Source organism: Phaeobacter sp. JH20_29 (assembly GCF_048056175.1).
GTDB lineage: Bacteria > Pseudomonadota > Alphaproteobacteria > Rhodobacterales > Rhodobacteraceae > Phaeobacter > Phaeobacter bryozoorum.
Genome location: NZ_JAYMWO010000001.1, coordinates 146,688 through 173,637 on the forward strand (window position 1 = coordinate 146,688; position 26,950 = coordinate 173,637).

22 protein-coding genes are annotated in these 26,950 nt (G+C 61.2%); 12 read left to right on the forward strand and 10 right to left on the reverse strand.

Going from position 1 to position 26,950, the window contains the following annotated elements; genetic code table 11:
- Positions 1-375 carry a response regulator gene (locus VWZ85_RS00725; RefSeq protein ID WP_340547717.1) on the reverse strand — a complete coding sequence of 125 codons (375 nt, stop codon included), beginning with the start codon at positions 373-375 and terminating at the stop codon, positions 1-3.
- Positions 372-659 (reverse strand): STAS domain-containing protein, encoded by a 288-nt coding sequence (locus VWZ85_RS00730; protein WP_340547718.1) that lies wholly within the window; start codon positions 657-659, stop codon positions 372-374. Before VWZ85_RS00730 ends, VWZ85_RS00725 begins: the two co-directional genes overlap by 4 nt.
- Before the next feature lie 389 nt (positions 660-1,048).
- Here VWZ85_RS00730 and VWZ85_RS00735 point away from each other — a divergent pair, with 389 nt between their 5' ends.
- From VWZ85_RS00735 to VWZ85_RS00765, 7 genes are all read left to right on the forward strand, one after another.
- Positions 1,049-3,481 (forward strand): methyl-accepting chemotaxis protein, encoded by a 2,433-nt coding sequence (locus VWZ85_RS00735; protein ID WP_416586430.1) that lies wholly within the window; start codon positions 1,049-1,051, stop codon positions 3,479-3,481.
- 156 nt (positions 3,482-3,637) lie between these two features.
- Positions 3,638-4,576: a CheB methylesterase domain-containing protein gene (locus tag VWZ85_RS00740; protein ID WP_340547745.1), complete on the forward strand. Its 939-nt coding sequence runs from the start codon at positions 3,638-3,640 to the stop codon at positions 4,574-4,576.
- A gap of 24 nt (positions 4,577-4,600) precedes the next feature.
- Positions 4,601-5,155, forward strand: coding sequence for a chemotaxis protein CheD (locus VWZ85_RS00745; protein ID WP_340547720.1), 555 nt, complete (start codon positions 4,601-4,603; stop codon positions 5,153-5,155).
- Positions 5,156-5,390: 235 nt separating this feature from the next.
- Complete coding sequence (gene modA / locus VWZ85_RS00750; protein ID WP_416595402.1) at positions 5,391-6,158, forward strand: molybdate ABC transporter substrate-binding protein; 768 nt, start codon at positions 5,391-5,393, stop codon at positions 6,156-6,158.
- A gap of 9 nt (positions 6,159-6,167) precedes the next feature.
- Positions 6,168-6,866, forward strand: a complete 699-nt coding sequence (gene modB, locus VWZ85_RS00755) for a molybdate ABC transporter permease subunit (protein WP_416586434.1) — start codon at positions 6,168-6,170, stop codon at positions 6,864-6,866.
- The gene (gene modC, locus VWZ85_RS00760; protein ID WP_416586436.1) at positions 6,860-7,978 is read left to right on the forward strand and encodes a molybdenum ABC transporter ATP-binding protein; all 1,119 of its coding nucleotides are present in this window, start codon (positions 6,860-6,862) and stop codon (positions 7,976-7,978) included. Before modB ends, modC begins: the two co-directional genes overlap by 7 nt.
- A gap of 171 nt (positions 7,979-8,149) precedes the next feature.
- On the forward strand, positions 8,150-9,451 hold the full coding sequence (locus tag VWZ85_RS00765; RefSeq protein ID WP_416586438.1) for an NAD(P)/FAD-dependent oxidoreductase: 1,302 nt from the start codon (positions 8,150-8,152) through the stop codon (positions 9,449-9,451).
- On the opposite strand, the gene VWZ85_RS00770 is transcribed toward VWZ85_RS00765, so the two are convergent.
- Positions 9,445-10,449 (reverse strand): zinc ABC transporter substrate-binding protein, encoded by a 1,005-nt coding sequence (locus tag VWZ85_RS00770; protein WP_416586441.1) that lies wholly within the window; start codon positions 10,447-10,449, stop codon positions 9,445-9,447. The two genes, VWZ85_RS00765 and VWZ85_RS00770, sit on opposite strands and share 7 nt — an antisense overlap.
- 96 nt (positions 10,450-10,545) lie before the next feature.
- On the opposite strand from VWZ85_RS00770, the gene VWZ85_RS00775 reads away from it, so the two are divergent.
- The 3 genes from VWZ85_RS00775 to VWZ85_RS00785 are packed head-to-tail and all read left to right on the forward strand — an operon-like array spanning position 10,546 to position 12,598.
- Positions 10,546-11,028 (forward strand): Fur family transcriptional regulator, encoded by a 483-nt coding sequence (locus VWZ85_RS00775; RefSeq protein ID WP_340547726.1) that lies wholly within the window; start codon positions 10,546-10,548, stop codon positions 11,026-11,028.
- On the forward strand, positions 11,025-11,804 hold the full coding sequence (locus VWZ85_RS00780; RefSeq protein WP_340547727.1) for a metal ABC transporter ATP-binding protein: 780 nt from the start codon (positions 11,025-11,027) through the stop codon (positions 11,802-11,804). The genes VWZ85_RS00775 and VWZ85_RS00780 overlap by 4 nt, the downstream gene beginning before the upstream one ends.
- Positions 11,801-12,598: a metal ABC transporter permease gene (locus tag VWZ85_RS00785; protein WP_340547728.1), complete on the forward strand. Its 798-nt coding sequence runs from the start codon at positions 11,801-11,803 to the stop codon at positions 12,596-12,598. Before VWZ85_RS00780 ends, VWZ85_RS00785 begins: the two co-directional genes overlap by 4 nt.
- A gap of 148 nt (positions 12,599-12,746) precedes the next feature.
- On the opposite strand, the gene VWZ85_RS00790 is transcribed toward VWZ85_RS00785, so the two are convergent.
- Together VWZ85_RS00790 and VWZ85_RS00795 are read right to left on the reverse strand one after the other, a co-directional pair.
- Positions 12,747-15,029, reverse strand: coding sequence for a response regulator (locus VWZ85_RS00790; protein WP_416586444.1), 2,283 nt, complete (start codon positions 15,027-15,029; stop codon positions 12,747-12,749).
- Between the two features lie 20 nt (positions 15,030-15,049).
- Positions 15,050-15,892 carry a PhnD/SsuA/transferrin family substrate-binding protein gene (locus VWZ85_RS00795; RefSeq protein ID WP_416548366.1) on the reverse strand — a complete coding sequence of 281 codons (843 nt, stop codon included), beginning with the start codon at positions 15,890-15,892 and terminating at the stop codon, positions 15,050-15,052.
- A gap of 431 nt (positions 15,893-16,323) precedes the next feature.
- Here VWZ85_RS00795 and VWZ85_RS00800 point away from each other — a divergent pair, with 431 nt between their 5' ends.
- The gene (locus VWZ85_RS00800; RefSeq protein WP_416586531.1) at positions 16,324-20,184 is read left to right on the forward strand and encodes a PEP/pyruvate-binding domain-containing protein; all 3,861 of its coding nucleotides are present in this window, start codon (positions 16,324-16,326) and stop codon (positions 20,182-20,184) included.
- A gap of 105 nt (positions 20,185-20,289) precedes the next feature.
- Entirely contained in the window at positions 20,290-21,198 is a 909-nt protein-coding gene (locus VWZ85_RS00805; protein WP_416586447.1) for a MurR/RpiR family transcriptional regulator, read from the forward strand.
- A gap of 25 nt (positions 21,199-21,223) precedes the next feature.
- Here the strand turns inward: VWZ85_RS00805 and tviB are convergent, their stop codons facing one another.
- The 5 genes from tviB to VWZ85_RS00830 form a co-directional block, all read right to left on the reverse strand.
- Positions 21,224-22,495, reverse strand: a complete 1,272-nt coding sequence (gene tviB, locus VWZ85_RS00810) for a Vi polysaccharide biosynthesis UDP-N-acetylglucosamine C-6 dehydrogenase TviB (RefSeq protein WP_416586450.1) — start codon at positions 22,493-22,495, stop codon at positions 21,224-21,226.
- 122 nt (positions 22,496-22,617) lie between these two features.
- On the reverse strand, positions 22,618-23,400 hold the full coding sequence (locus VWZ85_RS00815; protein ID WP_416586452.1) for a dimethylarginine dimethylaminohydrolase family protein: 783 nt from the start codon (positions 23,398-23,400) through the stop codon (positions 22,618-22,620).
- 3 nt (positions 23,401-23,403) lie between these two features.
- Positions 23,404-25,059, reverse strand: a complete 1,656-nt coding sequence (locus VWZ85_RS00820) for a 5-guanidino-2-oxopentanoate decarboxylase (protein WP_416586455.1) — start codon at positions 25,057-25,059, stop codon at positions 23,404-23,406.
- Positions 25,056-26,243: a pyridoxal phosphate-dependent aminotransferase gene (locus VWZ85_RS00825; RefSeq protein ID WP_416586458.1), complete on the reverse strand. Its 1,188-nt coding sequence runs from the start codon at positions 26,241-26,243 to the stop codon at positions 25,056-25,058. The genes VWZ85_RS00820 and VWZ85_RS00825 overlap by 4 nt, the downstream gene beginning before the upstream one ends.
- Positions 26,240-26,887 (reverse strand): TetR/AcrR family transcriptional regulator, encoded by a 648-nt coding sequence (locus tag VWZ85_RS00830; RefSeq protein ID WP_340547736.1) that lies wholly within the window; start codon positions 26,885-26,887, stop codon positions 26,240-26,242. Before VWZ85_RS00830 ends, VWZ85_RS00825 begins: the two co-directional genes overlap by 4 nt.
- Between the last annotated feature and the right edge of the window lie 63 nt (positions 26,888-26,950).

Genomic DNA, 26,950 nt, shown 5'->3' on the forward strand with positions numbered 1-26,950 from the left:
TTAGGCTGCGGCCCCGGTGACGCGTTTCAGCGCGAAAATCAGGGATGCGTCGTCGAATGGTTTGGTGATCCATCCGGTCGCGCCGGCACCGCGGGCGCGGGCCTTCAGTTCGGGCGCGCTCTCGGTGGTCAGGACCAGGATTGGAACCTTGGAATTGATGCCTTCCCCGCGCAGCTCTTCGATGACGCCGAACCCGTCGAGGTTTGGCATGTTGATGTCGGTAATCACCACATCCGGAGCCACGTCGGCATACATGTCCACACCTTCGCGGCCATCCACCGCGCAATGGTATTCAAAACCGGCCTCTTCAAGAGCGGCGGCCAGGAGATTCCGGATCGTGCGGGAATCGTCGATTGCCAGAACTTTCGTCTTCATGCTGTTTCCTCGTCTTCAAATCGGTTGGGCTCGAGCCCCAAAAGAGTGAGCGATTTCCGGCACCCTTCAGTGATCTTAGAGACTGAGAACCCCAGCCCCTCCGATCGCCATTGCTGTTCTGCGCTCAGCAGAAGCTGCAGGCAGCGTGACGGCATGACCGCCACACTGCTGCAATCAATCTCCACTGCCTGAGTGCGCGCCCCGCGCAAGAATGAAATCAGCGGATCAAGATCCGAGAAAGCATTGGGCAGGTCCAAGATGTGTTTTTGCGTTTCCGTCGTCATGGTCAGCGATTCGCACCCCCGTATTCGGCGACAGGTTTCAAGTCGATACGGTAGGAGTAGACGCCGGGCCTTAATATTTGATTGCCGGACCGGCGCCCCGGGGCCCGGAATTAGCGAGGATTTGGCGGTAAAAACCAACTGCAATTTCGCAAAATTTTACCGGCTGCAAATCGTCTGAATTTTTCCGCCGGGCGTACCGCCACAAAAACAACAGCAGCGTAGGGTAATATAATTATACGGACTCCGGCGGTGCCCCGGCTGTGGAGTTTTACCGGGAAATTGCCGTGAAAAACCAACCGCTCGTAAGCTCGAAATTAACTCCTAGCAGGCATCAAGAAGGGAAAGCAGAGGCCACCATCCTCTTCTTGTGCCTGTGAATGGAGTGTCCGATGAAAATTATTCCCACCTTGCGTCTGGCGTATAAGTTGCCCCTCTTCATTGTGGGGTTCGGTGTGCTGATAACGGCGGCTTTCGTCACGATCAGCTCGGTTGCGCTGCAAAATGCGGCGATGAAACACGCCGAACAACAATTCCACGCGATGACAGAGGATCGCCGTGTTGCCCTGCGTGCGCTGATGGAGGGTATCGAGGCCGATGCGTCGACCTTGGCCACCATTCCGTCGACGGCCACCGCGCTGGAGTGGTTCACCATGACCTGGGACGGGATCGAAGGTGACGCACAAAAGGTTCTGCGGAACGCCTATGTTGACGCCAACCCGAACAAAGCCGGCGAAAAACACCTCCTTAACCGGGGGGTCGGCGATTCGCCCTATCACATGCACCATGCCCGTTTTCATCCGTCACTGACTGCCGTTCTGCAGAACAAGGGGTATTACGACGTCTTCTTGATCAACCCGGCAGGCGACATCGTTTATTCCGTGACGAAGGAAGCGGACTATGCCTCCAATCTGGTTGATGGCGCCTATGCCGCATCAGGTCTGGGCAAGGCATTCCGCTCGGCCATCAAGGCATCGGCGGGAACCGTGATCTTTGCCGATCTCGAAGGCTATGCGCCCAGCAACGGCGATCCGGCCGCATTTGTTGCGACTCCAGTGTTCGATGGTGCAGGAAAACTTCAGGGTGTCCTGGCGTTGCAAGTGCCCGTCGAGATGCTGACGAATATCGTAAACCCGGCAAGCGAGATGACCGAAACGCTGAATGTGTTCATCGTCGGTCAGGATATGAAAGTCCGCACCAAATCGCGCCATGACGACCATCACAAGGTTCTTGACGAACTGGACACAGCCGAGCACCTGTCTGACGCCCTCGCTGGCAATTCAGGCTTCTATGCCAACACAACTGGTTTGACCGGCAGTGCTGTAGTCGCCTACTCTGAGCCCGTAGGCCTGCCGCAGGCCAACTGGGCGATCGTGGCCGAACAGGACCGCGCAGAGCTGTTTGCCCCCGTAAACCGCGATCGCAATCGTCTGCTGTTGATCTCGCTGGCCTGTGCCGCAGGTATGTCTGTATTCGGCTGGCTGTTTGCGCGCTCAATCACCAAACCGATCAACCGGATCTGCGGTCGAATCGAAGAGGTTGCGTCCGGGAATCTCGAATCACCGATCCCGGAAGCGAATCAAAACGATGAAATCGGCGATATCGGCAAGCAGTTGATCAGCCTGCAGGATGATCTGAAACAGGCTCGCTCGGCGGAACTGGAGCGCGCGGAACTGCAGCGGCAACAGGAAATCGTCGTCGAACAGCTGAGCTCCGGCCTGGTGCGTCTTGCCGGTGGCGATTTCTCCCAGCCGATCAGCGATCCGTTCCCGGCGCATCACGAGAAGCTGCGGGAGAATTTCAACCGCACAGCGGAAACGCTGAGCGCCACTGTGACCCAGGTGATCGACACCGCCGAAAGCATCCGCAACGGCGCCAATGAGATCAGCCAGGCCTCCGACGACCTGTCCAACCGCACCGAAAGCCAGGCCGCCACGCTGGAGGAAACCGCCGCCGCCCTGGACGAGATGACGGCCAGCGTGAAATCCGCCGCCGAAGGCGCCCGCAGTGTCGAAAGCATCATGCAGGAAGCCAAACAAGAGGCCGAAACCAGTGGCACCGTGGTGCAGAGCGCCGTCTCCGCAATGACCGAGATCGAGCAGTCCTCGACCCATATTTCGCAGATCATCGGGGTGATTGACGACATCGCCTTCCAGACCAACCTCCTGGCGCTGAATGCCGGTGTCGAGGCCGCGCGGGCCGGCGAGGCGGGCAAGGGCTTTGCCGTGGTCGCCAGCGAGGTGCGCGCCCTGGCGCAGCGGTCCTCGGATGCGGCGATGGAGATCAAGACGCTGATCGGCGACAGCACCAAGCAGGTGGAGCGGGGCGTTGATCTGGTGGGCAAAACCGGCGATGCGCTGCAAAGCATCGTCGAGCGGGTCGGTCATATCTCGAAACTGGTTTCGGGCATCGCAACCGGTGCCAGCGAACAGTCGACCGGTCTGCATGAGATCAACACCGGCGTGACCCAGCTTGACCAGGTCACCCAGCAGAACGCCGCCATGGTCGAAGAGGCCACTGCCGCCGGGCATATGCTCAATGCCGATGCCACCAAGCTGGCCCAGCTGGTCGCCCATTTCCGGGTCGCGGCGGGCGCAGCTCAATCCCGCGGCAATACAGCCCCCATGCCAAAATCGACTGAAGGCCAGACCGGAGCGATGCAGAAGCCGCAAACCATGGCGTTTGACGAAGCTCCTGACGAGGCGCCCTCTGCCCCCAGCGCCCATGGCGACGACTGGGATATGGAGGCGGTCACACCGCAACCGGCACCGGCAGCTGCCAGCACCAATGGCAACGCGGCCAGGGACATCTGGCAGGATTTCTGATCCTGCGGAAGGCGCCCGGACCGCAGTTGGACCGGGCGCCCCTACATCTGAAACACTTCGGCCCTTGTCCGAACGCAACAAGCGGAATGAGCATTGTCACAGAGCCTATTGATCATCACCACGGACCGGCGTTTTGCGCAGACCATACAACACCACATGGAGGCCACCTATCCTGGCCTCCAAGTGCTCTTGGCCAATAATCTGATGATGGCCTATAATCAGGCGGAAGCCGGGCAACCCACATTCGCCTTTGTCGAAGATGGGTTCACCAAACTGCCCGAATTCGAAATGATGCTGGCCCTGTTCTCTGCGCTGGATATCCGTTGGGTATCTGTGATGGACAGCCAGACATCGACGCCGGCGCGCAGCTCATCCCCCCTGCTCGATGTGGGTGCCGGGATCTTCGAACTCACAAAATCCGACAATCCGCGTGATTTTGCCCGCTACTTCGACATGATGGTCAAGGCCCCGCGACGGGATCAGGCCTCTCCCATGCAAAAGGGCACTGCCGCTGCCGCAGGCCCCGGCAGCGACAAGATCATCCTCATCGGTTCATCCACCGGCGGTGTCGAAGCCCTGCGCAGCGTATTGGTCGGATTTCCGCTGAACTGTCCGCCAACATTGATTGTTCAGCACACCGGCAAGAATTTTGGGCGCGGGCTGGTCTCGCTTCTGGATCGCATCTGTCCGGCAAAGGTGCTGTCTGCGGATGACAATATGAACTTGTCGCCCGGCCATGTATATGTGGCCGCAGGGCAGCCCCGCCACATGGGGCTCACCCCTCGCAAACCCTATCGCACACGCTTCAAGGAAGGCCCGCCGATTTCGGGTCACATGCCGTCGGTTGATGCGCTTTTTATGTCCGCAGTCCCGATGGCAAAGAGCGTTGTTGCGACAATCTTAACCGGTATGGGCCAAGATGGGGCGCAAGGGCTGCTTGAACTGCGCAAAGCTGGGGCGAAAACCTTTGCTCAGGACGAAAAAAGCAGCGTCGTCTACGGGATGCCACGTGTCGCCTGGGAAATGGGCGCCGCGCAGCAACAGGTCTCGCTTGCGCGAATGGCCGGAACATTGATTCAGGCTTGCAAGACCTGACAGATAACTGGGAAGGAAATCACCTTGAGCGTATTTGCTAACTCCACCACGGTGACCGTCCTACAGGGCGAGTATCGCGTATCGACATCACCAACCGTGGTCTTCTCTACCGTGCTTGGGTCCTGTATCGCGGCATGTATCTACGATGACCAAGTGGGCGTCGGCGGCATGAACCATTTCCTGCTGGCCTCCTCGACGGCCAGCGATAGCGTCAATGCCCGCTATGGGATCCACGCGATGGAACTGCTGATCAACGGCATCATGAAAAAGGGCGCTCGCCGCGAAAACCTGAAGGCAAAGGTCTTTGGCGGCGCCAAGATGTCGGCCAACCTCTCCGATATCGGGGCCTCAAATGCGGATTTTGTCCAGCGCTTTCTGAGGGATGAGGGCATCGCTGTTGTCTCCTCCAGCGTCGGTGGAACCTCGGCACGACGGGTCCGCTTCCACGCTGTTTCGGGTGCTGCACAGCAGACACAGGTGAAGGATGATCGGCGTCTGGGCGAACAGGAACGGGTCGCGGCACGTCCGGCACCGGCTGCCAAGCCTGCGGCAGATGTTGGCGCAGTGACGCTGTTCTAAGGCAGAAAGGGACGGGCAACACGCCTGTGTCCCGTGTCCGCAATCGCCAGAAATTTCAGGAAGGGTCCGCTAGTTTCGGACCCTTCTTTTTGGTCATGGGTTGTGGCTTTACCAACCCTCTTGCGCCTTGCAGCCTGCCCGGATGAGCCGCTATGATCCAATGTGTCATCCGACGACAGGATCTACCGTGCAACACAACCAGCAGTTCACCCTGCCCAAGGGTCTGGGATCGTGGATAATTCGGTGCGTTGCTTGCCTTTCCCTTGCCCTCACCTTCGTGCTGCCCCGGGCAGCATTGGCCGATCGGTTGACCATCTTTGGCGCAGCCAGTCTCAAAACCGCGCTGGAGCAGATATCGCAGGTCTATGAGGAGCAAACCGGCATCGCCGTTGATCTGTCCCTGGCCGGGTCCTCCCTTCTGGCCCGGCAGCTGCAATATGGTGCACCGGCGGATGTCTTCATTTCTGCCAACGCAGCCTGGATGGATTGGGCCCAGAGCCAAGACCTGATTGCTGCGGATACCCGGTTCGATCTGCTCGGCAACTCTCTGCTCCTGATTGCACCCGCCGCCGCACAACAAAAGAGTGACGCGCTGTCACTGAACGACGGGTCAGGGCTTCTGGAACAGGTCCAGGATCGCCCGCTGGCGATGGCGTTGGTTGATGCAGTGCCAGCAGGCATCTACGGCAAATCCGCGTTGCAGCACCTCGGGCTCTGGGATCAATTGCACCCACATATTGCCCAGACAGACAATGTTCGGGCAGCCCTGGCGCTTGTCCGCCGTGGAGCGGCCGGGCTTGGCATCGTCTACGGCTCCGACATTGTCGGAGTGAGCGACGTTAGCGTCGTTGACCGGTTCCCCGCAGACAGCCACGGGCCGATAGTCTACCCTGCCGCGGCAACCCACAATGGGCAGAAGGCCATGGATTTCCTCAACTTCTTAAGCAGCCCGATTGCGAAAGACATCTTTGTCGGGCAAGGTTTCACCGTTCTAGTGGAGTGATCCTTCGACATGCAGTGGCTTGGTCCCGAGGAATGGCAGGCGGTCGCCCTGTCCTTGAAAGTGTCGTTCTGGGCAACCCTGCTGTCGCTTCCTGTGGGGCTGATGGTGGCGCTGGCGCTGGCGCGCGGGCAGTTTCGGGGCAAGGCCCTGCTGAACGGGGTGGTCCATCTGCCTCTGATCCTGCCACCGGTGGTGACCGGCTACATTCTGTTGATTGTGTTCAGCGGCCCCAGCCCGGTCGGCACGGCCTTGAATGCGGTCGGGATCACATTTGCCTTTCGCTGGACCGGCGCTGCGCTCGCCGCCGCGATCATGGGGTTCCCGCTGATGGTGCGCGCCATGCGCCTGTCGCTGGAGGCCGTAGATCCAAGATTGGAACAGGCCGCTGCAACGCTTGGCGCATCGCGGTTCTGGGTTTTCGTGACCATCACTCTGCCCCTGATCCTGCCCGGCGTGCTTGCGGGTGCTGTGCTTGGCTTTGCCAAGGCGATGGGCGAGTTTGGAGCAACAATCACCTTCGTCTCCAACATCCCCGGCCAGACGCGGACCATTCCCTCGGCGATCTACGCCTTCCTGCAGGTTCCTGGCGGTGAAAATGCCGCGCTGCGTCTGGTGATCGTCTCCGTTGTCATCGCCATGGCAGCTTTGCTGGCCTCCGAATGGCTGGCGCGACGGGTGGCAAAACGTGTGCGGGGCGCCACATGCTAGAGGTCAAGCTCACCCATCAACTGGGGCAACTTGCCGTTGATGTCGATTTTGCAGCGCCAGCCGGGGTGACCGTCCTGTTTGGCCGCTCAGGCGCCGGGAAAACGACCGTCACCAACGCGGTCGCAGGTCTTTTGAAACCGGCCACTGGCAAGATCCGCGTAAAGGATCGCATTGTTCTGGACACCGGTGCCGACATCAACATCCCGCCTCATCGGCGCCGCATCGGTTATATCTTTCAGGATGCCCGGCTCTTCCCGCATATGACGGTGGCAAAAAACCTCTCTTACGGTCAACGGTTTATCGGCAAGAACCGTAAGGCAGCGCCATTTGACACCGTGGTCGACATGCTAGGGCTGGGCGGGCTGCTGAAACGCCACCCGACACATCTCTCCGGGGGCGAGAAACAGCGCGTGGCCATTGGCCGTGCATTGCTGGCCGCACCGGACATGATACTGGCGGATGAGCCTCTTGCCGCGTTGGACGAGGCGCGAAAGGCAGAGATCCTGCCCTATCTTGAGCGGCTGCGCGACGAATTCTCGGTGCCGATACTCTATGTGACTCATTCCGTTGCCGAGGTTGCCCGCCTGGCAACGACAGTGGTCGCCCTGCAGGATGGAACATGCAGTCGCGTTGGTCCTGCCGATGTTGTCCTCGCTGATCCGGCCATCATGCCGACCGGCGTGCGCGGCGCGGGCGCTATCCTTCAGGCCGTCGTTGAGCAGCACCATCCAGATGGGCTGAGCGAACTGAATGCCGGTGGCATTGCGCTGTTCCTGCCGCAGGTGCCACATCCGCCGGGTCAAACCGTGCGTGTGCGAATATCGGCACACGAGGTGATCCTCTCGCGTGAGCGCCCCATCGGCCTGTCTGCGCTGAACATTCTTCCGGGCCGGATCACCGCCCTGCGCAGCGGCGGGGGACCGGGTATTATGATATCATTGCAGACGCCCGCCGGCGCCCTGTTGGCGCGGGTCACCCGACGATCTGCCGTTGCGCTGAACCTCGCGGTTGGGACACAGTGCCATGCTATCGTTAAATCCGTGTCCGTCGCACCCGAGGACGTGGGCGGTGCGCACACGGGCAAACATATGCCGAATGAAATCTCACGGTAAACCGTGTGCCCTCTGCTGATTTCTCTCGGCAGAGGCCAGTCGCTGCGGTATGCCCGAAGGGTGACAGGCCATCAGCAAACGGTGTCCGACACCCGTCACGCCAAGGAGGGAGGCGCAAGTGCAGCACCAGACAATCGAGACGACGTCTCCCGAGGTTGAAGGCCGTCGGTCATGACGCACGAGCCGGGTCGCAGCCTCTGGCAGGAAACCACCCGCGAGGTGCTCTCGGCCCCCGCTTTGACCGGCGAGGTTTCGGCCGATCTCGTTGTCATCGGCGGCGGCTACACCGGATGCTCCGCCGCTTTGCGCGCAGCAGAGATGGGTGCTGATGTCTGCCTGCTGGAGGCCGATAGCTTTGGCGCAGGCGGATCCGGGCGGAATGTCGGGCTGGTCAACGCCGGTCTCTGGCTGCCGCCAGAAGAGATCAACGCCGCACTGGGAACTGTGGCTGGCGCGCGGCTTTCGGAGCTGCTGGCAGCAGCGCCCGCAGCTGTCTTTGATCTGATCAAGACCCATCAGATCGACTGTGAACCGGTCCATAATGGAACGTTGCATTGCGCCCATGCGCCCTCTGGGTTGAAGGATCTTCACAATCGCCACCGACAGCTGGCTGCGATTGGCGCTCCGGTCAGATTGCTGTCGCGCAGCGAAGCAATTGCTCGGGTCGGCAGCAACGCGGTCCATGGCGCGTTGTTCGACCCCCGTGCCGGCACGATTCAACCGCTGGCCTATGCCATCGGATTGGCCCGCGCCGCGATGGCCCAGGGGGCCCGTCTGCACGCCCAGTCTCCGGTCGTGACTCTTGACCGTCACGCCACTGGCTGGCTCGTCGCGACGCCCGGTGGCACGGTGCGCGCCAGACATCTGATCATGGCGACCAATGCCTATCCGCAACCCATCGCGGGCTACGCAGCACCGGCGTCTATTCCGGTCAGCTATTTTCAGGCGGCAACAGCGCCGCTGCCCGATGATTTGGCCAACGAGATCCTGCCGCACGGCGAAGGCTGCTGGGACACGGGTCTGATCATGTCTTCCTGGCGCCGCGACCGTGCGGGGAGACTGATCATCGGCGGCATGGGGGAACTCTCACACCCAGCCGGCCGTGTGCACAGCAACTGGCTGCGGCGCAAACTGGCGCGCATGTTCCCTGCTCTTGCAGACTACCCGCTCGAGACGCAATGGGCAGGCAAAATCGCCATGACAACGGAGCACATCCCCAAGATTATAGATCTTGGTCAAGGGTTTGCCTGTTTTGGATATTCGGGCCGGGGCATCGGTCCCGGCACGCTCTTTGGCAGACGCATGGCAGACGCGCTGATTGGTGAAGACCCATCCCAGCTGCCAGTCCCATTGAGCCACCATCACCGGTTGCCCTTCGCAGGTTTGCGTGGCGCCTATTACGAAACAGGGGCCACGCTGATCCATCTGTTGGCCGAACGCTCGGGCTCAAGATCGCCAGCTGCTGATCAATAGCAGCTGGCGATGGCCGCCCCGACAGATGTCAGAAGCTTCGGATAGAAATCCGGGCCAAGATCCAGCGTTACACCCAGTGGATCAACAACAGCTGTGCGCGCCTCCGTACCGTCCAGAACCGTCGCAACCAGGCCCGGGTTAAACTGCGGCTCTGACAGCACACATTGCACTTTCATCTCTTGGACCGTCGCGCGAATCTCCGCGATCCGCGCCGGGCTTGGATCAGAGGCATCGCTGAGCGAGATCGCACCGGCGGCCTGAACACCGAACCCGGTTTCAAAATACTGATAAGCATCGTGAAAAACCACAAACGGCTTGCCCGCAACCGGGGTCAGTTTGGCGGAGATTTCAGCGGTCGCCGCCGCAATTTCAGCCTGCCCCTCTGTGGCGTTCCGCAGGTATAGCGCTTCATTGTCGGGATCGGCTTCAGCCAGGGCCTCGGCGATGACCTGCAACCAGGCGCTGCCGTTCTCCGCCATCAACCAGGCATGCGGATCCAGGCTTCCCGGCTCGTGCCTGTGGCTGTGATCGTCGTGCCCCTCCTCATCGTGATGGGCATCATTGTGGTCATCCCCATGCCCCTCATGATGGTCATCGGAGTGTTCTTCTGCGTGCTCATCGTGATCACCGCGCCCGAACTGAACTGTGTCACGCACCGTCAGCTGCCGCGTTGTGTCAGCCTCAAGCAGGGAAATAACCGTGGCGTCAGAGGCCAGCGTCGCGATAGGCCCCTCCAACCATGGGGTCAGCCTCGGGCCAACCCAGAACACCAGATTCGCCTGATCCAATGCCCGCGCTTCCGAGGGGCGCATCGCGTGGCTATGCGGCGAAGCGCCGGGCGGCACCACAAGCTCAGGGGCACCAACCCCCTGCATCACCCGCGAGACGAGGCCATGGACTGGCGTGATATCAGCCGCGACCGTCGGAACCTCGGCGAGAGCTGTCGTCGCTGTGGTACAGACAGTTGCGGCAATTGCAAGATAGCGGAGATGTCCCATGATGGCCTCATGTAATTGTATAACATTACGGCGGTTGATAAACGTCATAACATAACATATCAACCCCGAAAGAGAGACCGCCCAACGGAGCCTCAGATGGACCCCATCGGATTTCATGCGCACGACCACAGCCATTGCATAAACGACGGTATCGCCGTTGCAGATGCCCATTGCCGTGCACATGGCCTGCAATTCACCCCGGTACGCCGCCGCGTGCTGGAAATCCTGCTCCAGGCCCATCGCGCCATGGGCGCCTATGATCTGCTCGACATCCTGCGCGACGAAGGGCTTGGATCACAGCCACCAATCGCCTATCGCGCCTTGGATTTTCTGGTGAAGAACGGCTTTGTGCACAAGATCGAACGACTCAACGCCTTTGTGGCCTGTAGCCATCCCGGCGACGATCACGCGCCGGTCTTCATGATCTGCCGCACCTGCAACGCGGTTGCCGAAGCCCCCTCGCAAACCACCAACGGTCGTCTGGGAACTGCCGCCCGCGAGGCAGGATTCCTGATCGAACGGACGGTGATGGAGGCCGAGGGCCTGTGCCCCAAATGCCAGCAGGACGACGCGCAATGACACTGGTCAATCTGGACGGCGTCACCGTACGCCACAATGCAAACCCCGTGCTGCACAACGTCGACTTTGCCATTAACCCCGGAGAGATTGTCACGATCGTTGGCCCCAATGGTTCCGGCAAATCGACCTTTTTGCGCACCATCATCGGCGCGCTGAGTCCCACCCGCGGCACCGTGTCAAAGGCACCGGGACTTCGGATCGGCTATGTGCCGCAAAAACTGCATATCGACCCGACGCTCCCGCTGACAGTGCGCCGCTTCCTGAGCCTGCCCAGCCCCGTGACCGACGCCGCAGCACGAACAGCGCTGGAGCAAGCGGGCGCCGGGCAGCTGATGAAACGCCAGATGACCGGTCTTTCGGGAGGTCAGTTCCAGCGAGTTCTGCTGGCGCGCGCCCTGCTGTGCGATCCACAGCTGTTGATCCTTGATGAGGCCACGCAGGGGCTGGACCAGCCCGGATCAGCCGCCTTCTACCAGCAGATTGAACAGCTGCGCCGCGATCTGGGCTGCGCCATTCTGATGGTCAGTCACGAATTACACGTGGTTATGGCCGCATCGGACCGGGTGATCTGCCTCAACGGTCATATCTGTTGCGAAGGCGCGCCTGCGCATGTCGCCTCCGCCCCGGAATACCGGGCGCTGTTCGGCACCGGCACACAGGGCGCTCTGGCGCTATACCGGCACGAACACAATCATTCCCATGATCACAGCTGCGGTCATGATCACGCGCATGACCCGCAACCTGCAACGCCCGATCTGGTGAGACAACAGTCATGACAATCTTCGACAGCTTTCTGATCCGCGCCGCTTTTGCAGGCGTAGGTGTTGCCCTTGCGGCGGCCCCTTTGGGCTGTTTCGTGGTCTGGCGACGGATGGCGTATTTTGGTGATGCCACGGCCCACGCGTCCATCCTCGGCATCGCAATTGCGCTCAGCTTCGACACGTCGATTTTTGTCGGCGTCCTTGCCATGGCACTGATCATGGCGACGGTTGTCTCAACCCTCAGCGGTCGGGGCTATGCCGTTGACACGCTGCTCGGGGTGCTCGCTCATTCATCGCTGGCATTTGGTCTTGTGGCCGTCTCTTTCCTGCATGGTGTACGGCTGGATCTGATGGCCTATCTCTTCGGCGATATCCTTGCGGTCAATGGTCAGGATCTCATGATCATCTGGGGCGGCGCGATCCTTGTTGTGGCCCTGTTGTGGTGGCGTTGGTCCGCCTTGCTGACCGCGACCTTGAACCCGGATCTGGCCTACGCCGCAGGCATTGATCCGCGCCGCGAACAACTGGTGCTGACCCTGGCGCTGGCGGTTGTGGTCGCCGTAGCGATCAAGGTTGTCGGAGTTCTGCTGATTGCAGCCATGCTGATCATCCCGGCCGCCACCGCGCGCCCGTTTGCCGCGACACCGGAACGCATGACGGTGATTGCAGCCATCACGGGCGCGATCTCGGCGTTGGGCGGATTGCAACTGGCGTTCATGTTCGACACGCCCACCGGGCCGACAATTGTCTGCCTCGCCGCGAGCCTGTTTGCCCTCTCGAGCCTCAAACAGCTCTTCAGCCGAGCCTGAGGCAACGCCGCAGCACCAGGAAGATGCGCCAGGAAACCCTCATCAGCAAACACCGCAGGCCGGATCAGCAATCGGTCGCCGTCAACCATGGGGTTATTGCCTGATCGCGGCGGTTCTGTCGGCTGGCGCCCGGTGCCATCAGGTGGCGTCAGGTTCCGGTCTTCAGCAACGGGCCGCATTCCACCCATTTGCTTACCGCTCCAAGCAGGGCCTTCTTATTGATCGGTTTGCTCAGGAAGTCATCCATGCCTGCGGCAAGGCATTCCTCGCGGTGGGACTGCAGGGCATTTGCCGTCAACGCGACGACCGGACAGCGGCGCATCCCCTGCTCCCGTTCGAGCTGACGGATTTCAGCCGTCGCATCTATCCCGTCTTTGACCGGCATCATCATATCCATCAGCACGATATCCGGCTGGTGTTCCGCAAACATGGTCACCGCCTCCTCACCATTCGCGGCGATCAAGACCTCGATGGGAGCCGCCTTCAACATGCGTGATACGACGAGCTGGTTGGTTCGATTGTCCTCCGCCAGCAGCAGTTTCACCTGCGGTATGGCCTCCATATCATCCGCGACCGGTGGCACAACCGTGTCCTGAGGCGCATCGGCGGGTATCTCGAGCACCCGACTCATAACCGACTGGAGCTGCGCTGCACGCAGTGGCTTCAGCGCAACTTCGCAGCGACCCAGATGTTCGCGTGCTGCCCGATCCAGCGTATTTTCAACCGAGGACAGGATAACGATCGGCAGATCGCGATATTCCGGGATATCTCGGATCCGCTCTGCCAGCTCTTTCCCATCCATCCCCGGCATCTGGAAATCTTGCAGAATGACGTCGAAACGCACACCGTCGTGGCGTGCATCCAGCAGAATCTCCAGCGCCTGATGGGCCGATCCGGCGGCGATGCTTTTCACCCCCCAGGTCGCCAACCGCTCAGTCAGAATAATCCTGTTGAGTTCCAGATCATCAACAACCAGTGCCCGCAGCCCCTTGAAATCCCGCTCATCCTGAGCAGGCTTCGGCTGGTTGGGCCGGATCCGCAGTGGCAGCTCAATGGTGAACACCGAGCCCTTGCCCAGTTCCGACCGCACAGAGATCCGACCGCCCATCAGCGCAAGCAAGCGCGTGGATATCGCAAGGCCCAGTCCGGTGCCCTCATAATTGCGGGTCGCGGCTCCGTCGGCCTGCTCAAAGGCATTGAAAATCAGGTCCAGCCGGTCCTCCGGTATGCCGGTGCCGGTATCGGTGACCGAAATACGCAGATCCGTGTAGCCATCCTCAGACTCGCCTGAGACCTCGATATACACATAGCCGCTGCCGGTGAACTTCACCGCGTTACCCGCCACATTGGTCAGGATCTGGCGGATACGACCAACGTCGCCGTCGTAACATTCCGGCAGGTTCGGATCATAGCGAAGTGTCACCTCGACATTCTTCTCTGCGGCTTTGGGCGACAACAGTGTCACGACGTCCTCAATTGCGGTCTGCAAGTTGAAGGGCGCGCGGTCCAGCTCCATCTTGCCCGCCTCGATCTTCGAATAATTCAGAATGTCGTTGATGATCGTCAGCAGCGCCGAGCCAGACTTGGCAATCGTCTCGGCATACATGGTCTGGTCTTCGTCCAGATCCGTCTCCAGGATCAGTTCCGCCATGCCGATGACGCCATTCATCGGAGTGCGGATTTCATGGGACATATTGGCCAGAAATTCGGATTTGGCCCGGTTGGCGATATCAGCCGATTTCCGCGCCTCATCCAATGCGTACTCACGCTCGTCCCGCTCTTCAAAGGTATCCTCAAGCACACCGACGGAGAAATCCAAGGCCCGAAACTCGCGCGAGGCAAACCAGGGCAGCCGGGCCTGCCGGTTCGACAAGCCGGCGATCGCATCCGACATGCGCTGGTGAATGATCTGCAATGGGCGCAATGCCAGCACGCTCACCAGTATCAGCACCAGAATGGACAGCACTGCCACGGCCACCACCGTCCACATGATGGTCTGGCTGACCTTGTGCTGAACCATTGCCTGCCCCTCACGGGTAGACCAGTGAACAACCATATTGCCAAAATCGAACCCGTCGAGCGTGATCGGGCGGTCATACATCACAAAGTCATCCGGCCCCACCTGATCCGTACGGCCCGCCTCCGCGATCGGAGTACCCGCGCTATCCTGGATCTGGATCTTCAGGAGTTTGGGATTGCGGGTAATCGCCTCGGTCAATCCGGTTTCCAGCACCGGCACATCTTCGACGATGATCGATTCAAGCATCAGCCCGCTCAGCAACGAGATGGTCAGCTCAGCCTGCTCTTTCAATTGGTCCTGCAGGTTGCGGGTCTCGTAGCGACGCGCAACATCGCCGATCGCCACCGCCACCAGCAGGGCAGCCAGCGACAATGACAAGACGATCTGAAAGAGTATGCCCGTACGTTTCATAGGAGACCTCGGTGACGACGCTAAAATGCCTGGCTCTGCTCCATCGCATCGCGGATCAGGTCGTAGTCGGAGTCGGCCCCCTGAAGAAAGCCGTTTTTGGACACTCGGCGCACGATCTCTTCATTTTCTGACGACAGCATGATCTCCCGCATGGCCAGCAGCACCTCCTCCGAGAGGGTCGAGGATGCAAGCCAGGGTTTTGTCACATTATCAAAGCTCGCCAAGATCCGAATCGGCACCCCTTTGGCGATCAGTTTCTTGTAGGTGCTCTCTTTCAGGGCACCTGCCGTGAATTTTCCGGCGCCAACTGCCTCCCCCACCAGATCGTGGCGGCCGAGGTACTCATAGGTATGCAGATCACCGCTGTCGATCCCGGCCTCAAGCAGCTGGCTTTGGGCGAGGTAGCGCCCGATCGTCGACAACTCATCCCCGAAGGCAAAGCTGAGCCCCGCAAGATCCGACAGTTGAGTGATGGTGCTGTCGCGATGCACGACGATCACACCCTTAAAACGCTTGCGCCCCTTCTTGGATTCCATGGCAACGATCCTGATGTCGGGGTTCTGTTTCATCACATGCACATAAGAGGCCGGACCGAAACGCGCGAAATCCACCTCGCCATTGGCGAGCTGGTCGATACCCTCTTGATATTCCTTGGCAACTGTCATCCGAATGACAACTTTTTCGCCCAGCACCTCGCCCAGTCGGTTCGACAGGAACGTCAGGAAGGGGCGGTATTTCTTAACCGTTACCGTCGGTTTATCCGCGGCATAGGTCCCAAACGTCAGGGTTATTTCGGCGCGTGCTGTCATCGGCGCCAGCAGCGCCATCAGACAGACACAGAATACCAACCACAGGCGGCCCATGCCGGCTGGCTTATTATGATGTTTCGAAGCGGTATGCATCATCGTCTCCAGTCTGAATCCAGGCGCTGCCCGATCGGTGGTCTCGCGCATCTGTTTACCCTGAATAGTGAGAAAATTTGGTTAAGTGGCCCTGAAATAGTATAAATAATTTTACGGCTCGCCTCAGAGCGTGGCATGAATATTAACGTTTCAGTAACGATTTCAGCGCTCTTTTATAAAATTCATCATAAATTTGAAGATCGGGCAGAAGCCCGGCAGGACCTCCCGTGATCAAAAACCACATAATTTCCCGCAGACCCGTTCCCCGCCTATTGCTTGCGGCCGCCCTTTTTTCCGGCTTCGCCCCCGCTGCTGCCTGGGCCATTCCCTCACCGGAACTGGTGATCGGATCGGTATCATCCCTGTCGCAGGTGCTGGCCGTGGCGATCGCGATGATGTCGGGTCTCGGCGCGGTGGTTGCGGCGAAGCTTGGTCTGAAGCCGAAGAGCTCTGCGGTGGCAACACGTTACCCGGTCCGATTGATCACCGGTCTGGTGCTGGCGGCGCTGACACTGGCCGTTATGAATTACTGGCAGTTCAGCAGCCAGCGGGCGGCGGAGCAGGCGCGCCTGCAGGCAACCCTCATGCGGCCGGCGCAGTTTGACGGAACCAAGATCAAGGACGCGGCGCTGAAAGAGACAAGTTTTGCGCGCCAGTCAGATCATCCGCTTGCGATGTCGACAGCCGACGCCGCCGCCGCGTTGGAGGATGGCAACACATTGTTCTACGACATCCGCGAAACCGGCGAAAACGCCATGGGCACCCTGCCCGGCGCGACCCATATCCGTTTTCCGGACTTCGTCGAGAGCCAGCCGGTCAAACCCGGCCAGAAGGTCGTGCTGTTCTGCCATAACGGCAACCGCAGCTCGGAAACCTGTGCCAAGCTGGCGGCGATGGGCATCGACTGCAGCTTCATCGCCGGCGGAATCGAGAAATGGATTGTCGAAGGGCGCGCGTTCTCTGACAAGGACGTGAAATCCCTCTCTGACCTGCGTGCCATTCCGGAATATCCCGGTCGTGATGTGCTGCTCAGCACTGCGGATTTCACCGAGTTGATGAACACCGAGGACCTGCAGATCGTCGATACCCGCTACCCCGGGGATTTTGAGGCGGGCCACCTTCCCGGCGCGGTGAACATTCCGATCCGCAAGATGACAACCGCCGATCTGATGCAGCGCATCAGTGAACTTGATCCGACCAAACCAACGCTGGCGGCCTGCTACGACCGTCGCAGCTGTTTCATGAGCCAGGTTTTGGGGCTGGAGCTGTCGCAGAAAGGGTTCAATTTCCGTGGCCGCTACACCCTGCCATGGGAGTATTTTGTAGCCCCCAAGCCGAAGCCTCATGTGCAGGCCTGGCTTGCCGATCAGCAAAGCGGCCTCTGGGACAAGGCGATCTCGGCGCTGGCCGCCGCGCTGCTCTGGGTGCATGAGCGCAGCCATATCCTGCTGGGTCTGCTCGCCCTCTCCCTGATCACCCGGATCATGATCCTGCCAGTGGCGTTGAAATCTGAACGCGACCAGATCACCACCAGTGAGACCGCCGATGAGATGAAGGCGCTGAAGGAAAAACTGGCCCATGACCCGGTGCGCAAGGCGCGCGCGGTGCAGGCGTTCTACAAGGACAAGGGCCTGACGCCGATGAAGAACCTCACCGCGCTGCTGTTCCTGCCGGTGATGATGCTGGGCGTCTCCGCCGCGCAAGAGGCCAGCGTCAGCCTTCAGACCCCGTTCCTGTGGATGGCGGATCTCGGAGCGCCCGATCCTCTGTTCATCATGCCGGTGCTGTTCTGCGCCCTCGCCGCCATCTATCTGCTGTGGGCCGTGGCCAAGACCAAGCGCCAGAAAACCCTGTGGATGGTGCTGGGCATGCCCGCGCTCTTTGCCATGGTGTTCAGCCTCTCGGGCGCCGCCAATGCCTATCTCTGCTTCAGCCTGACGCTCTTGCTGATGCAGCGCGCCTATGTCACCGGCATGCACCGCAAACTGGCTGAGGCGCTGTCGCTGCGCGCCCACAAGCGCCGCCTCGCCAAACTGCCGCGCGGTGTGATCCCGATGGGCTACACCGAGGAGCTGGAGCACGCCGGCAACAAGGCCCTGCGCCTGTCCATTCTCAAAAACGCAGGGCTACCGGTGCCGGGCGGCGTGGTCTTGCGCTCCGATGCAATTCACGATTATCGCGAGATGCCCGACGCCCGAAAAGACGCATTTGCCGCATATGTTTATCGGCTGGCTGGCGGCAAGCCGGTCGCCGTGCGCTCCTCGGCCAGCAACGAAGATGGCGCTGACCAGAGTTTTGCTGGAGTGTTCGAATCCGTGCTGGACGTCACCGCGCAGACCATGCGCGCCGCCTTGGATGAAGTTGTGACCAGCTTCTCGTCCGAGCGCGCCGCCAGCTATTCGGGCGAGGGCGACAGCACCGATCAGGGCAACATTGTAGTGCAGGAAATGGTGCAGGCAGACTACGCCGGCGTTCTCTTCACCCAGGATCCGATGGCCCCCGGCATGTGCATGATCGAATGGGTCGAAGGCTGCGGCGAGGATCTGGTCTCTGGCCGCGTCACCCCGACGTCCTTGCGCTTTGGCCGCTATTCGGGCTTGCCAGCGGCGGAAGATCAGGACCAGACGCTGGACATGGCGCCGCTGCTGGCGCTTGGCCGCCAGATCGAGGAGACCTTTGGCTGCCCGCAGGATGTGGAATGGGCCTATGCAAACGGCCAGTTCCAGATCGTGCAAAGCCGCGACATCACCACCCTGTCGCTTGGAACCGAAGCTGAGCGGATCCGGCTTCAGGAATGGCGCGATCTGCTGGACCATTACGCCGGGGTGGATCCGGACAAGCCGCTGCTGGAACAGGATGAGATGTCCGAAGTGCTGCCGCGCCCGACCCCGCTGTCTTTCTCGCTGATGGGCAGCCTCTGGGCGCCGGGCGGCAGCGTCGATCTGGCCTGCCGCGCCTTGAGCGTCCCCTATAACCTGCCGGAAGGCCGGGCGGGTCATCTGGTGAACCTCTTTGGCAAGACCTACGTCGATGTCGGCCTAAAAGAGCAGATGACGCTGAAACTGACCGCCGCCAAGGCCAAGCAGCTGCGCAGGCAGGCCCGCCCGATGATCACCCGCATGCGCGAGGAAGTGCTGCCCCAGCTCACCGATCAGCTGGCGTTCTGGCAGGCTGTGGACTACACCGCCCTGCCCCGCCAGAAACAGCTCGAGGCGATTGCGACCCTGCGCGATCTCTTTGTCACCGACATCTATGTCGAGGCGGAGAAGGTGAATATTGTCGCAGGCTTTACCATGGGCGAAGCCAGCGCCGCCGCCGCAGGCGATCCGGCCCTGCGCGCCCATCTGATGCACGCCGAACTGCCCCACGCCCCGTCCAGCCTGCTGGCCTCCTGTATCGGTGCCAATGCAGAAACCCATGCGCAGTTGCTGATGGGGCATCGCTCGATCTTTGATTACGAACTGTCGGCACCCCGCTATAGCGAAGCACCCGGCCTGCTGGCCTCCCTGCTCGACAGTTCGGTTGAGCCGATCAGCGGCACCGTGGCCACTCCGGCAAACCTGCCGGAAGATCTGCGCGACACGCTAGAGCTTGCGATCGCCTATCAGGACCTCAAGGAACAGGCCAAACACGAGGCACTGCGGGTTCTGGCGGAGCTGCGCCGGGCGTTGCTGGCCCTGGGGATCGACACCGAGCTGGAGGATCTGATCTTCTACCTGACCATGGAAGAGATCATGACCGGCGACTGGACCCAACCTGAGCTGCTGAAAGAGCACGCCGCCAGCCGCAAACACGTCGAAGATCTGCGCAAGGCCTCGGCGCCAACCGATGTCAGCCTCACCCTGCGTGACTGCGAGCTGCTCTCGCTCGGCGTGCAGGCGGGGTCCGCTGATGGGCATCTGGGCGGCACCTGTGTCGCCGGCAGCGGCACCGTGGAGGCCCGCGTATTCTGGGTTGAAGACGAAACCGCCATCGGCCCGGAGGTCTTTGACGGGTTTCAGGACGGCGACATCCTGGCATGTCGCATGATCAACCCGGCCTGGCTTCCTTATGTCCAGCGCTCCGGCGCTGTCCTCAGCGAGGTGGGCGGCTGGCTTAGCCATATGGCGATTGTCGCGCGGGAAAAGAACATCCTGATGCTGGTGGCCTGCAAGGGGCTCGACCAGCTGTCCCATGGTGAGCTGATCATGGTTGGCGAGGACGGCTCAATCACCCCGAGCGAGACGCCGGATCTGCAACAGGTCTCGGCCTGATCCACCATCCGTTTTTGCCCCTGCCTGACCCTCCGGTCTCAAAGGCAGGGGCAGAACATATGTTCCATCTTGCATCTTTTCGCGCAAACGGTCTGAACTGGGGCCATGGACCCGCATCTTGATCCCCGACAGACCCATCGCCTGCTCGACCAGCTGAAGACCGAGATCGACAGCCTGCCCCCCGCCCTCTCGGCGGCGGCGAAATACATCATCGACACCCCCGGCGACTTTGGTCTTGATCCGATCCGTGTCTCGGCGACCAAGGCAGGGGTCAGCGCGAATTCTCTGGTGCGACTGGCCGCACATCTTGGATTTGACAGTTTCGAGGCGTTGCGCGCGCCCTTTCGGGCCGCGCTGACAACCGAGCGTGAGGGCGGATTGGGCCTTGGCTGGCTCGATCGGCTGGAACAGGCCCCCGAAACCACCCGCCATGGCCGCATCGCCCGCAATGAGGTGAACATCGTCGCCCGCTCGCTGCGCCTGATGACCCCCGGGCGCACTGCGGCCATCGTTGCGGCGCTGACCTCGGCGCGACGATGCTATGTTACTGCAACCCGCGCCAGTTACGCATTGGCCTATTACTTCCACTACGTCGGACGAATGGCCTTGCCGGGGCTTGATCTGGTGCCCCGCCACATGGGCACCGCCGTGGACGAGCTGATGGATATCGGCGCCGGGGACTGCCTGATTGCCATGACCTTCGCGCCATATTCATCGGAGACACTGCAAGCGCTGAGACAGGCCCGCAACAAAGGCGCGACGCTGATCCTCATCTCAGATAGCGAGGTAATCGCGCCCGGATTGCAGCCCGACCACCTGCTGCTGGTGGCCGACAATACGCTGCATCCTTTTGGTGGCTATGGCGGCGCGATGGCAGTGCTTGATTGTCTGCTGACCCATCTGGTCGATGCCGGAGGAGAGGCGGCGCAGGACAGGTTCCGCACCTACGAGACCCTGCGGGAAGACACCGGCGCCTATTGGCGCGGCGGCAAATTGCCAAAGGTCCCGAAATAGCCCGCTTCAGAGCCTGATCGGCCGGTCAGAGCCGCAGGTCGGACTGGTCCGGCGTCAGCACATACTTCAGATCGTACAGCAGCGCATGGTCCCGACCCAAGGCCCGGATCTGCGCGGCCCCCATATCGCGGAATTCCTGATGGGCCACCGCCAGAACCAAACCGTCATAGGCCCCTGGCTGCGGAGTTGTCACCAGATTGACGCCGTATTCCTGCCGCGCCTCATCTGGATCGGCATGGGGGTCATGCACATCCACCGTCAGACCGTATTCCTCAAGGCAGCGCACCACGTCAATAACCCGTGTATTGCGCAGATCGGGGCAGTTTTCCTTGAAGGTCAACCCCATCACAAGGACCCGCGCATCGGCAATGGCCATCTTGCGTTTCAGCATGGATTTGACCATCTGGCTCGCCACATAGGCTCCCATGCCGTCATTCAGCCGCCGCCCTGCCAACAGGATCTCGGGGTGATAGCCCAGCTGCTCTGCCTTGTGGGTCAGGTAATAGGGGTCGACCCCAATACAATGGCCCCCGACCAGACCCGGACGAAAGTTAAGGAAGTTCCACTTGGTTCCGGCAGCACGCAGCACTGCTTCGGTATCAATATCCATGCGGTTGAAAATCTTGGCCAGCTCATTGATCAGAGCGATGTTGATATCGCGCTGGCTGTTCTCGATCACCTTGGCAGCTTCGGCGACGCGGATGCTCTCGGCCTGATGGGTGCCCGCCGTCACGATCTCCCGGTAGAGCGCATCGACACGCGCCGCAATTTCAGGCGTTGAGCCGGAGGTCACCTTGACGATATCCGGCAGACGCCGCGTCTTATCGCCGGGATTGATCCGCTCGGGGCTGTAGCCTGCAAAGAAATCGCGATTGAATGTCAGCCCGGACACGCGCTCCAGAACCGGGACGCAGTCCTCCTCGGTGGCGCCGGGATAGACCGTGGATTCATAGATCACCAGATCGCCGGGTTTGAGCACGCCACCAACCGTTTCAGACGCCCGCAGCAGTGGCGTCAGATCCGGGCGACGGCTGCTGTCGATCGGTGTTGGAACGGTGACGATAAAGATCGTGCAATCGGCAATCTCTGCCGGGTCGCTGGTCAATGTCAGATGCGACGCAGCCGCCAGCGCCTCGGCGCTGATCTCGCGGGTATTGTCCTGCCCTGCGCGCAGCGCCGCAATCCGGTCGTCGCTGATGTCAAAGCCCACTACCGGGCGCGATCGGCCAAATTCCACCGCCAGCGGCAGACCGACATAGCCAAGCCCGATCACGCAAATCCGTTCTGTCCCGCTCATACCGCCGCCTCAATGGTCTTTGTCTGCCCGATTGCCTTTCATAAGGGGCGGCGGCGCCAGGTTTCAACCTCATGTGGCCAGATCCCTCCCGAAACCGGGAGAGATCCACCCTTTGGGCCAGTTCAGAAGCGCAGCGAAAGGCAGGACATGCCGCCATCCAGCTTGGCGCACTCGGTATTGCTGATCTGAACAACCTCATAGCCTTCGCGATCCAGCATCTCGGCGGTGCGCGGGAAACCTGCCGCCATGATCACCAGTTTGTTGTAGCGGATGGCATTGGCCGCAGCCTCTTCGCCCTCGGCGACATGCAGCACGCGGTAGCCTTCAAAACAGCCCGATGCGTCCAGCCGTTTGGTGGCAAGGATGGTCTCACCGTCCATCAGCGAACAGTCGGTCTTGAAATGCAGCACGCCCTCTGGCGTGAAAACCTCGCGCAGGCTGTGGCCCCAGTCAGACACGATCTCTGCCAGTTCCGCCACGCCGGCCGCATCGGTCCGCGCTGAACGACCGACAAGGATTTCGCGGTCCGTCACAAGAATGTCGCCGCCTTCGATGAAGCCGGGACCGTTGATTTCGCGCAGCTCGCCGTAGCATTGCCGCAGGGTCGGTGCCATCTCGGCCACCTCCCCCAGACGCGACGGCGCGCCGGGGCGCATCAGAACCGCGCCCTTGGGCAGGCAGAGGGCGGTGTCCTCAACAAACACCGCATCGGGAAAGGCCTCAAGGGGCGGCAGCTCGATCACCTCGGCGCCCGTGCTTTTCAGTGCGGCAACATAATCGGCATGAGCGGCCAGCATCCGGTCCAGATCGGGCGTGCCTATATCCTCGGCCCGCAGGCCGTCGGTGATACTGGACGCGGGACGGCGGGTGATGGCACGGGAGAATTCATATGTTGGGTTTGTCATGTCTCAGTCCTTTGTAGCCTGTGTCGGCACGTATTTGGGCGTGATGATCTCAATGATGCTGGGGCCTGCCTGCGCGGCGCGGTCTTTGATGGCCGCGGCAACCTCTTGCGGATCGGCGGAAACCGCCCGATGCAAGATCCCGAAGGACCGCGCCGCCGCAGCGAAATCCGGCGGTGTCGGATCACAGCCCACCGCAGCCACGCCGACCTCCTGCATCGAGCGGGCAATTTCCTGATAGCCGTGGTTGTTCCAGACGACGAACGTGATCGGCAAGGCTTCATCCACGGCTGTCATGATCTCGGGCAGGGAAAACTGCGCGCCACCATCGCCGACGATGCAGATAACCGGCGTCTGCGGTGCCGCAACGGCGGCGCCGATCGCGGCCGGAATGGCATAACCAAGCGCTCCATAGCCGGTGGCCGCATTGAACCAGCCCCCTGGGCGGTCATGATCGTAGTAGAGATTGCCCGCATAGATCGGTTGCGCAGAATCGCCAACGATGATTGCCCCCGGAACTGCTGCGCGCAGCGCATTCAGCACCTCGACCTGCGCGCGGTAACCCTCGCCGATTTCCTCCCAGGCTGCCGCGCGGGTCAGACCCGCCTGTGTGAGGCCCCAGTCGCCGGAGGGGCTGGCAACTGACGGCAGATCGGCGAGAACCGCAGAAAGAACATCCGCCACATCCGCATGGATCGCCAGCTCAGCCGGGTGTCGGGCCAACTGCTCAGCGCAGAGATCAACCCGGATCAACCCCGGCATCTGTGGCATCACTCCGGTGGCATACATATCGTAATCGGTCGGCCCCAGCTCGGTTCCCAGCGCCAGCACCATATCCGCCGTCTCGATCAGCCCCCGCACCGAGGCGAGGCTGGGGCTTGCGGGCACCGACAGCGGATGGTCAAACAGCACCCCACGCGCATTAACGGTCTGGATCACCGGCGCGCCCAGATGCTGCGCCAGCTGGCGCAACTGATCGGCGCAGAACCGCGCGCCTCCGCCTGCCAGGATCACCGGGCGCTGTGCTGTCGACAGGCGCTGCTTGATTGCGGCCAGATCCGCGGCGGACGGCCCTGCCCTGTTCACATCAGTTGCCGACGACTGGCCGGTTTGGACCGCCGCCGCCCCTGCAACATCCAGCGGAACCTGCAGATGGGTCGGACCCGGGCGTGACAACGCGCTGCCGTCAACCGGTGCAAAAACCTGATCGAGCGCCCGCGCCAGACCCTCCGGCGCCGCCACATGCTCCGACCTCAGCGCAACCAGCTGCGCCAGCGCATGTTGATCCGGCAGCTCGTGCAGATGGCCCAGCCCCTGACCGAGAGAGCCGCTCGCGTTGACCCCGGATATCACCAGCATCGGCACCGAATCCGCCCGCGCCTGCGCCATCGGCGTCAGCGTATTGGTCAGCCCCGGTCCGGTGATCACAAAGGCCACACCCGGTCGGCCGGAAACCCGCGCATAGCCATCGGCCATGAACCCGGCCCCCTGCTCGTGACGCGGTGTGATATGGCGCAGGTCTGAGTGCGCCAGCCCACGGTAAAGCTCTACCGTATGCACACCGGGAATGCCGAAAACATGGCGCACGCCCCGTGTTGCCAGCGCCTCAACCAGCGCTTCGCCGACAGTGTGCGGTGCCGCGTCTTGGACGGACCTGCTCATGCCACCTCCGCCGATCGCTGGCTGGCATGATCAACGATCCGCGTCAGCGCGCGGTCAAATGCCTCATCCTCAATCGTCAACGCCACCCGGACCCAGCTCCGCAGACTGTCACCAAATGAGGATCCCGGCATCACCGCAACCCCACCCCGTCTGAGCAGATCCTGCGCATAGGCATCGCCATCCATACCGGTGGCCGAGATGTCAATCATCGCAAACATTCCGGCCTGCGGGCTGTGAACCCGCAATGCCGTGTCGCGGTGCAGCCGCTCTGCCAGTTTCGCCGCACGTATGGCAAATCGCCTGCGCATTCCCGCGGCCACCGGTGATCCGTCGCGCACGGCCTCCTCGGTCATATCCGCGATGAAGGGCTGGTTACCAAACAGCATTGTTTCCGACAGCGGCAGCAAGCCGTCGCAGAAGGCTTTACTGGCAATGCACCAGCCACTGCGGAATCCGGGTGCGGCATGGGATTTGGAAATCGAGGAGACAACAATCACCCGCTCCGAGAAGGCCGCCCGCGCCAGCGGCGAGACAAACTCCGCCGCTTCAAACACCAGCTGTTCGTAGACCTCATCAGAGATGATCCAGAGATCATGCGCCTCGGCCAGTCGTCCAATCGCATCAAGGTCCTCAACAGTCAGAATTGACCCGGTCGGATTATGCGGTGTCGTCAGCAGAATAGCGCGACTGCGCGGCGTGATTTTCTCGGCGATATCATCGGCCTGCATCCGAAAACCATGCTCGGCCCGAAGCGCTACGGGCACCATATCGGCACCGCTTGCCCGGATTACTCCTTCGTAGGTGGCATACATCGGATCGCCGACCAGAACCTCGTCCCCGTGCTGGGCCACACCCATCAGCACCGCATAAAGCGCGGTCTGCGTGCCGGGAAAACACAGGACGTTATCCGGCCCTATAGGCCGCCCCGTGCTGGCGCTATAACGCGCAGCAAGCGCCTGGCGCAGGTTCGCTTCACCACGTCCGTCCGAATAACCGGTCCGGCCAGACACCATCGCAGTGCTGGCGGTACGCATCAGCACATCCGGGGGTGGCACGTCAGGTTCGCCGATGGTCATTTCGATGATATCGGCCCCCGCGGCGATCATCTCCCTCGCAGTCAGATGCACAGCCCATTTGGCCCCGCCAAGCCCCGCAAGCCGCTTGGTCACATCGGTCATTCTCATGGCTCTTCCGCCTTATGCTGCAAATTCAGTCCCAGAATTGCACTGACGGATTCCAATCCGATGGCAGGCAATTCCCCCTCGTCAAAGGCCTCCGGCAAGGCACCGCCCTCCATCCATAGCCCGTCGATCACCGCGTTGCAGGCCACCGCAAGATGATGCAGCCGCGCCGTATCCACCGGCCGCCCTGCCTCGTCCAGCGCGGCGGCGATCAGCTCGCCCAGCTTGTCGCGGAAATAATCATAGGTGCGCTGGTGGATCTGCCGCATGTCGGGATCCTGCTGCACCTTGTTCAAAAACCCAGCCCAAAGCGCCACGGCGGTCGGCTCGACAACGGGCGGGCGCAGCGAGGACACGACGAACCCCGCCAAACGCGACCGGGCGTCGCCTTCGATCCCGGCGATCGGCGCATAGGTGAGATCGCTGATGGTGACCATATGGTGTTCATAGGCCGCGGTCATCAGCTCTTCCTTGGAGGAGAAATAGTGTCGGATCAGCCCCTGGGTCACATTCGCCCGCTCGGCTATGTCGCGCACGGTGGCACCGCGCACGCCTTTTTCGGCCACCAGCTCCAGCGTTGCGGCAATCAGCGCGTCCTTGCGCTCCTCTGCGGTCGCACGCTTAAACTTCCGGCGTTCACCTGACACGGGCTCTCCAATGGCTGAATGGTTGCTGGGATGCAGTAATTATACACTTGCATAATTACGCCA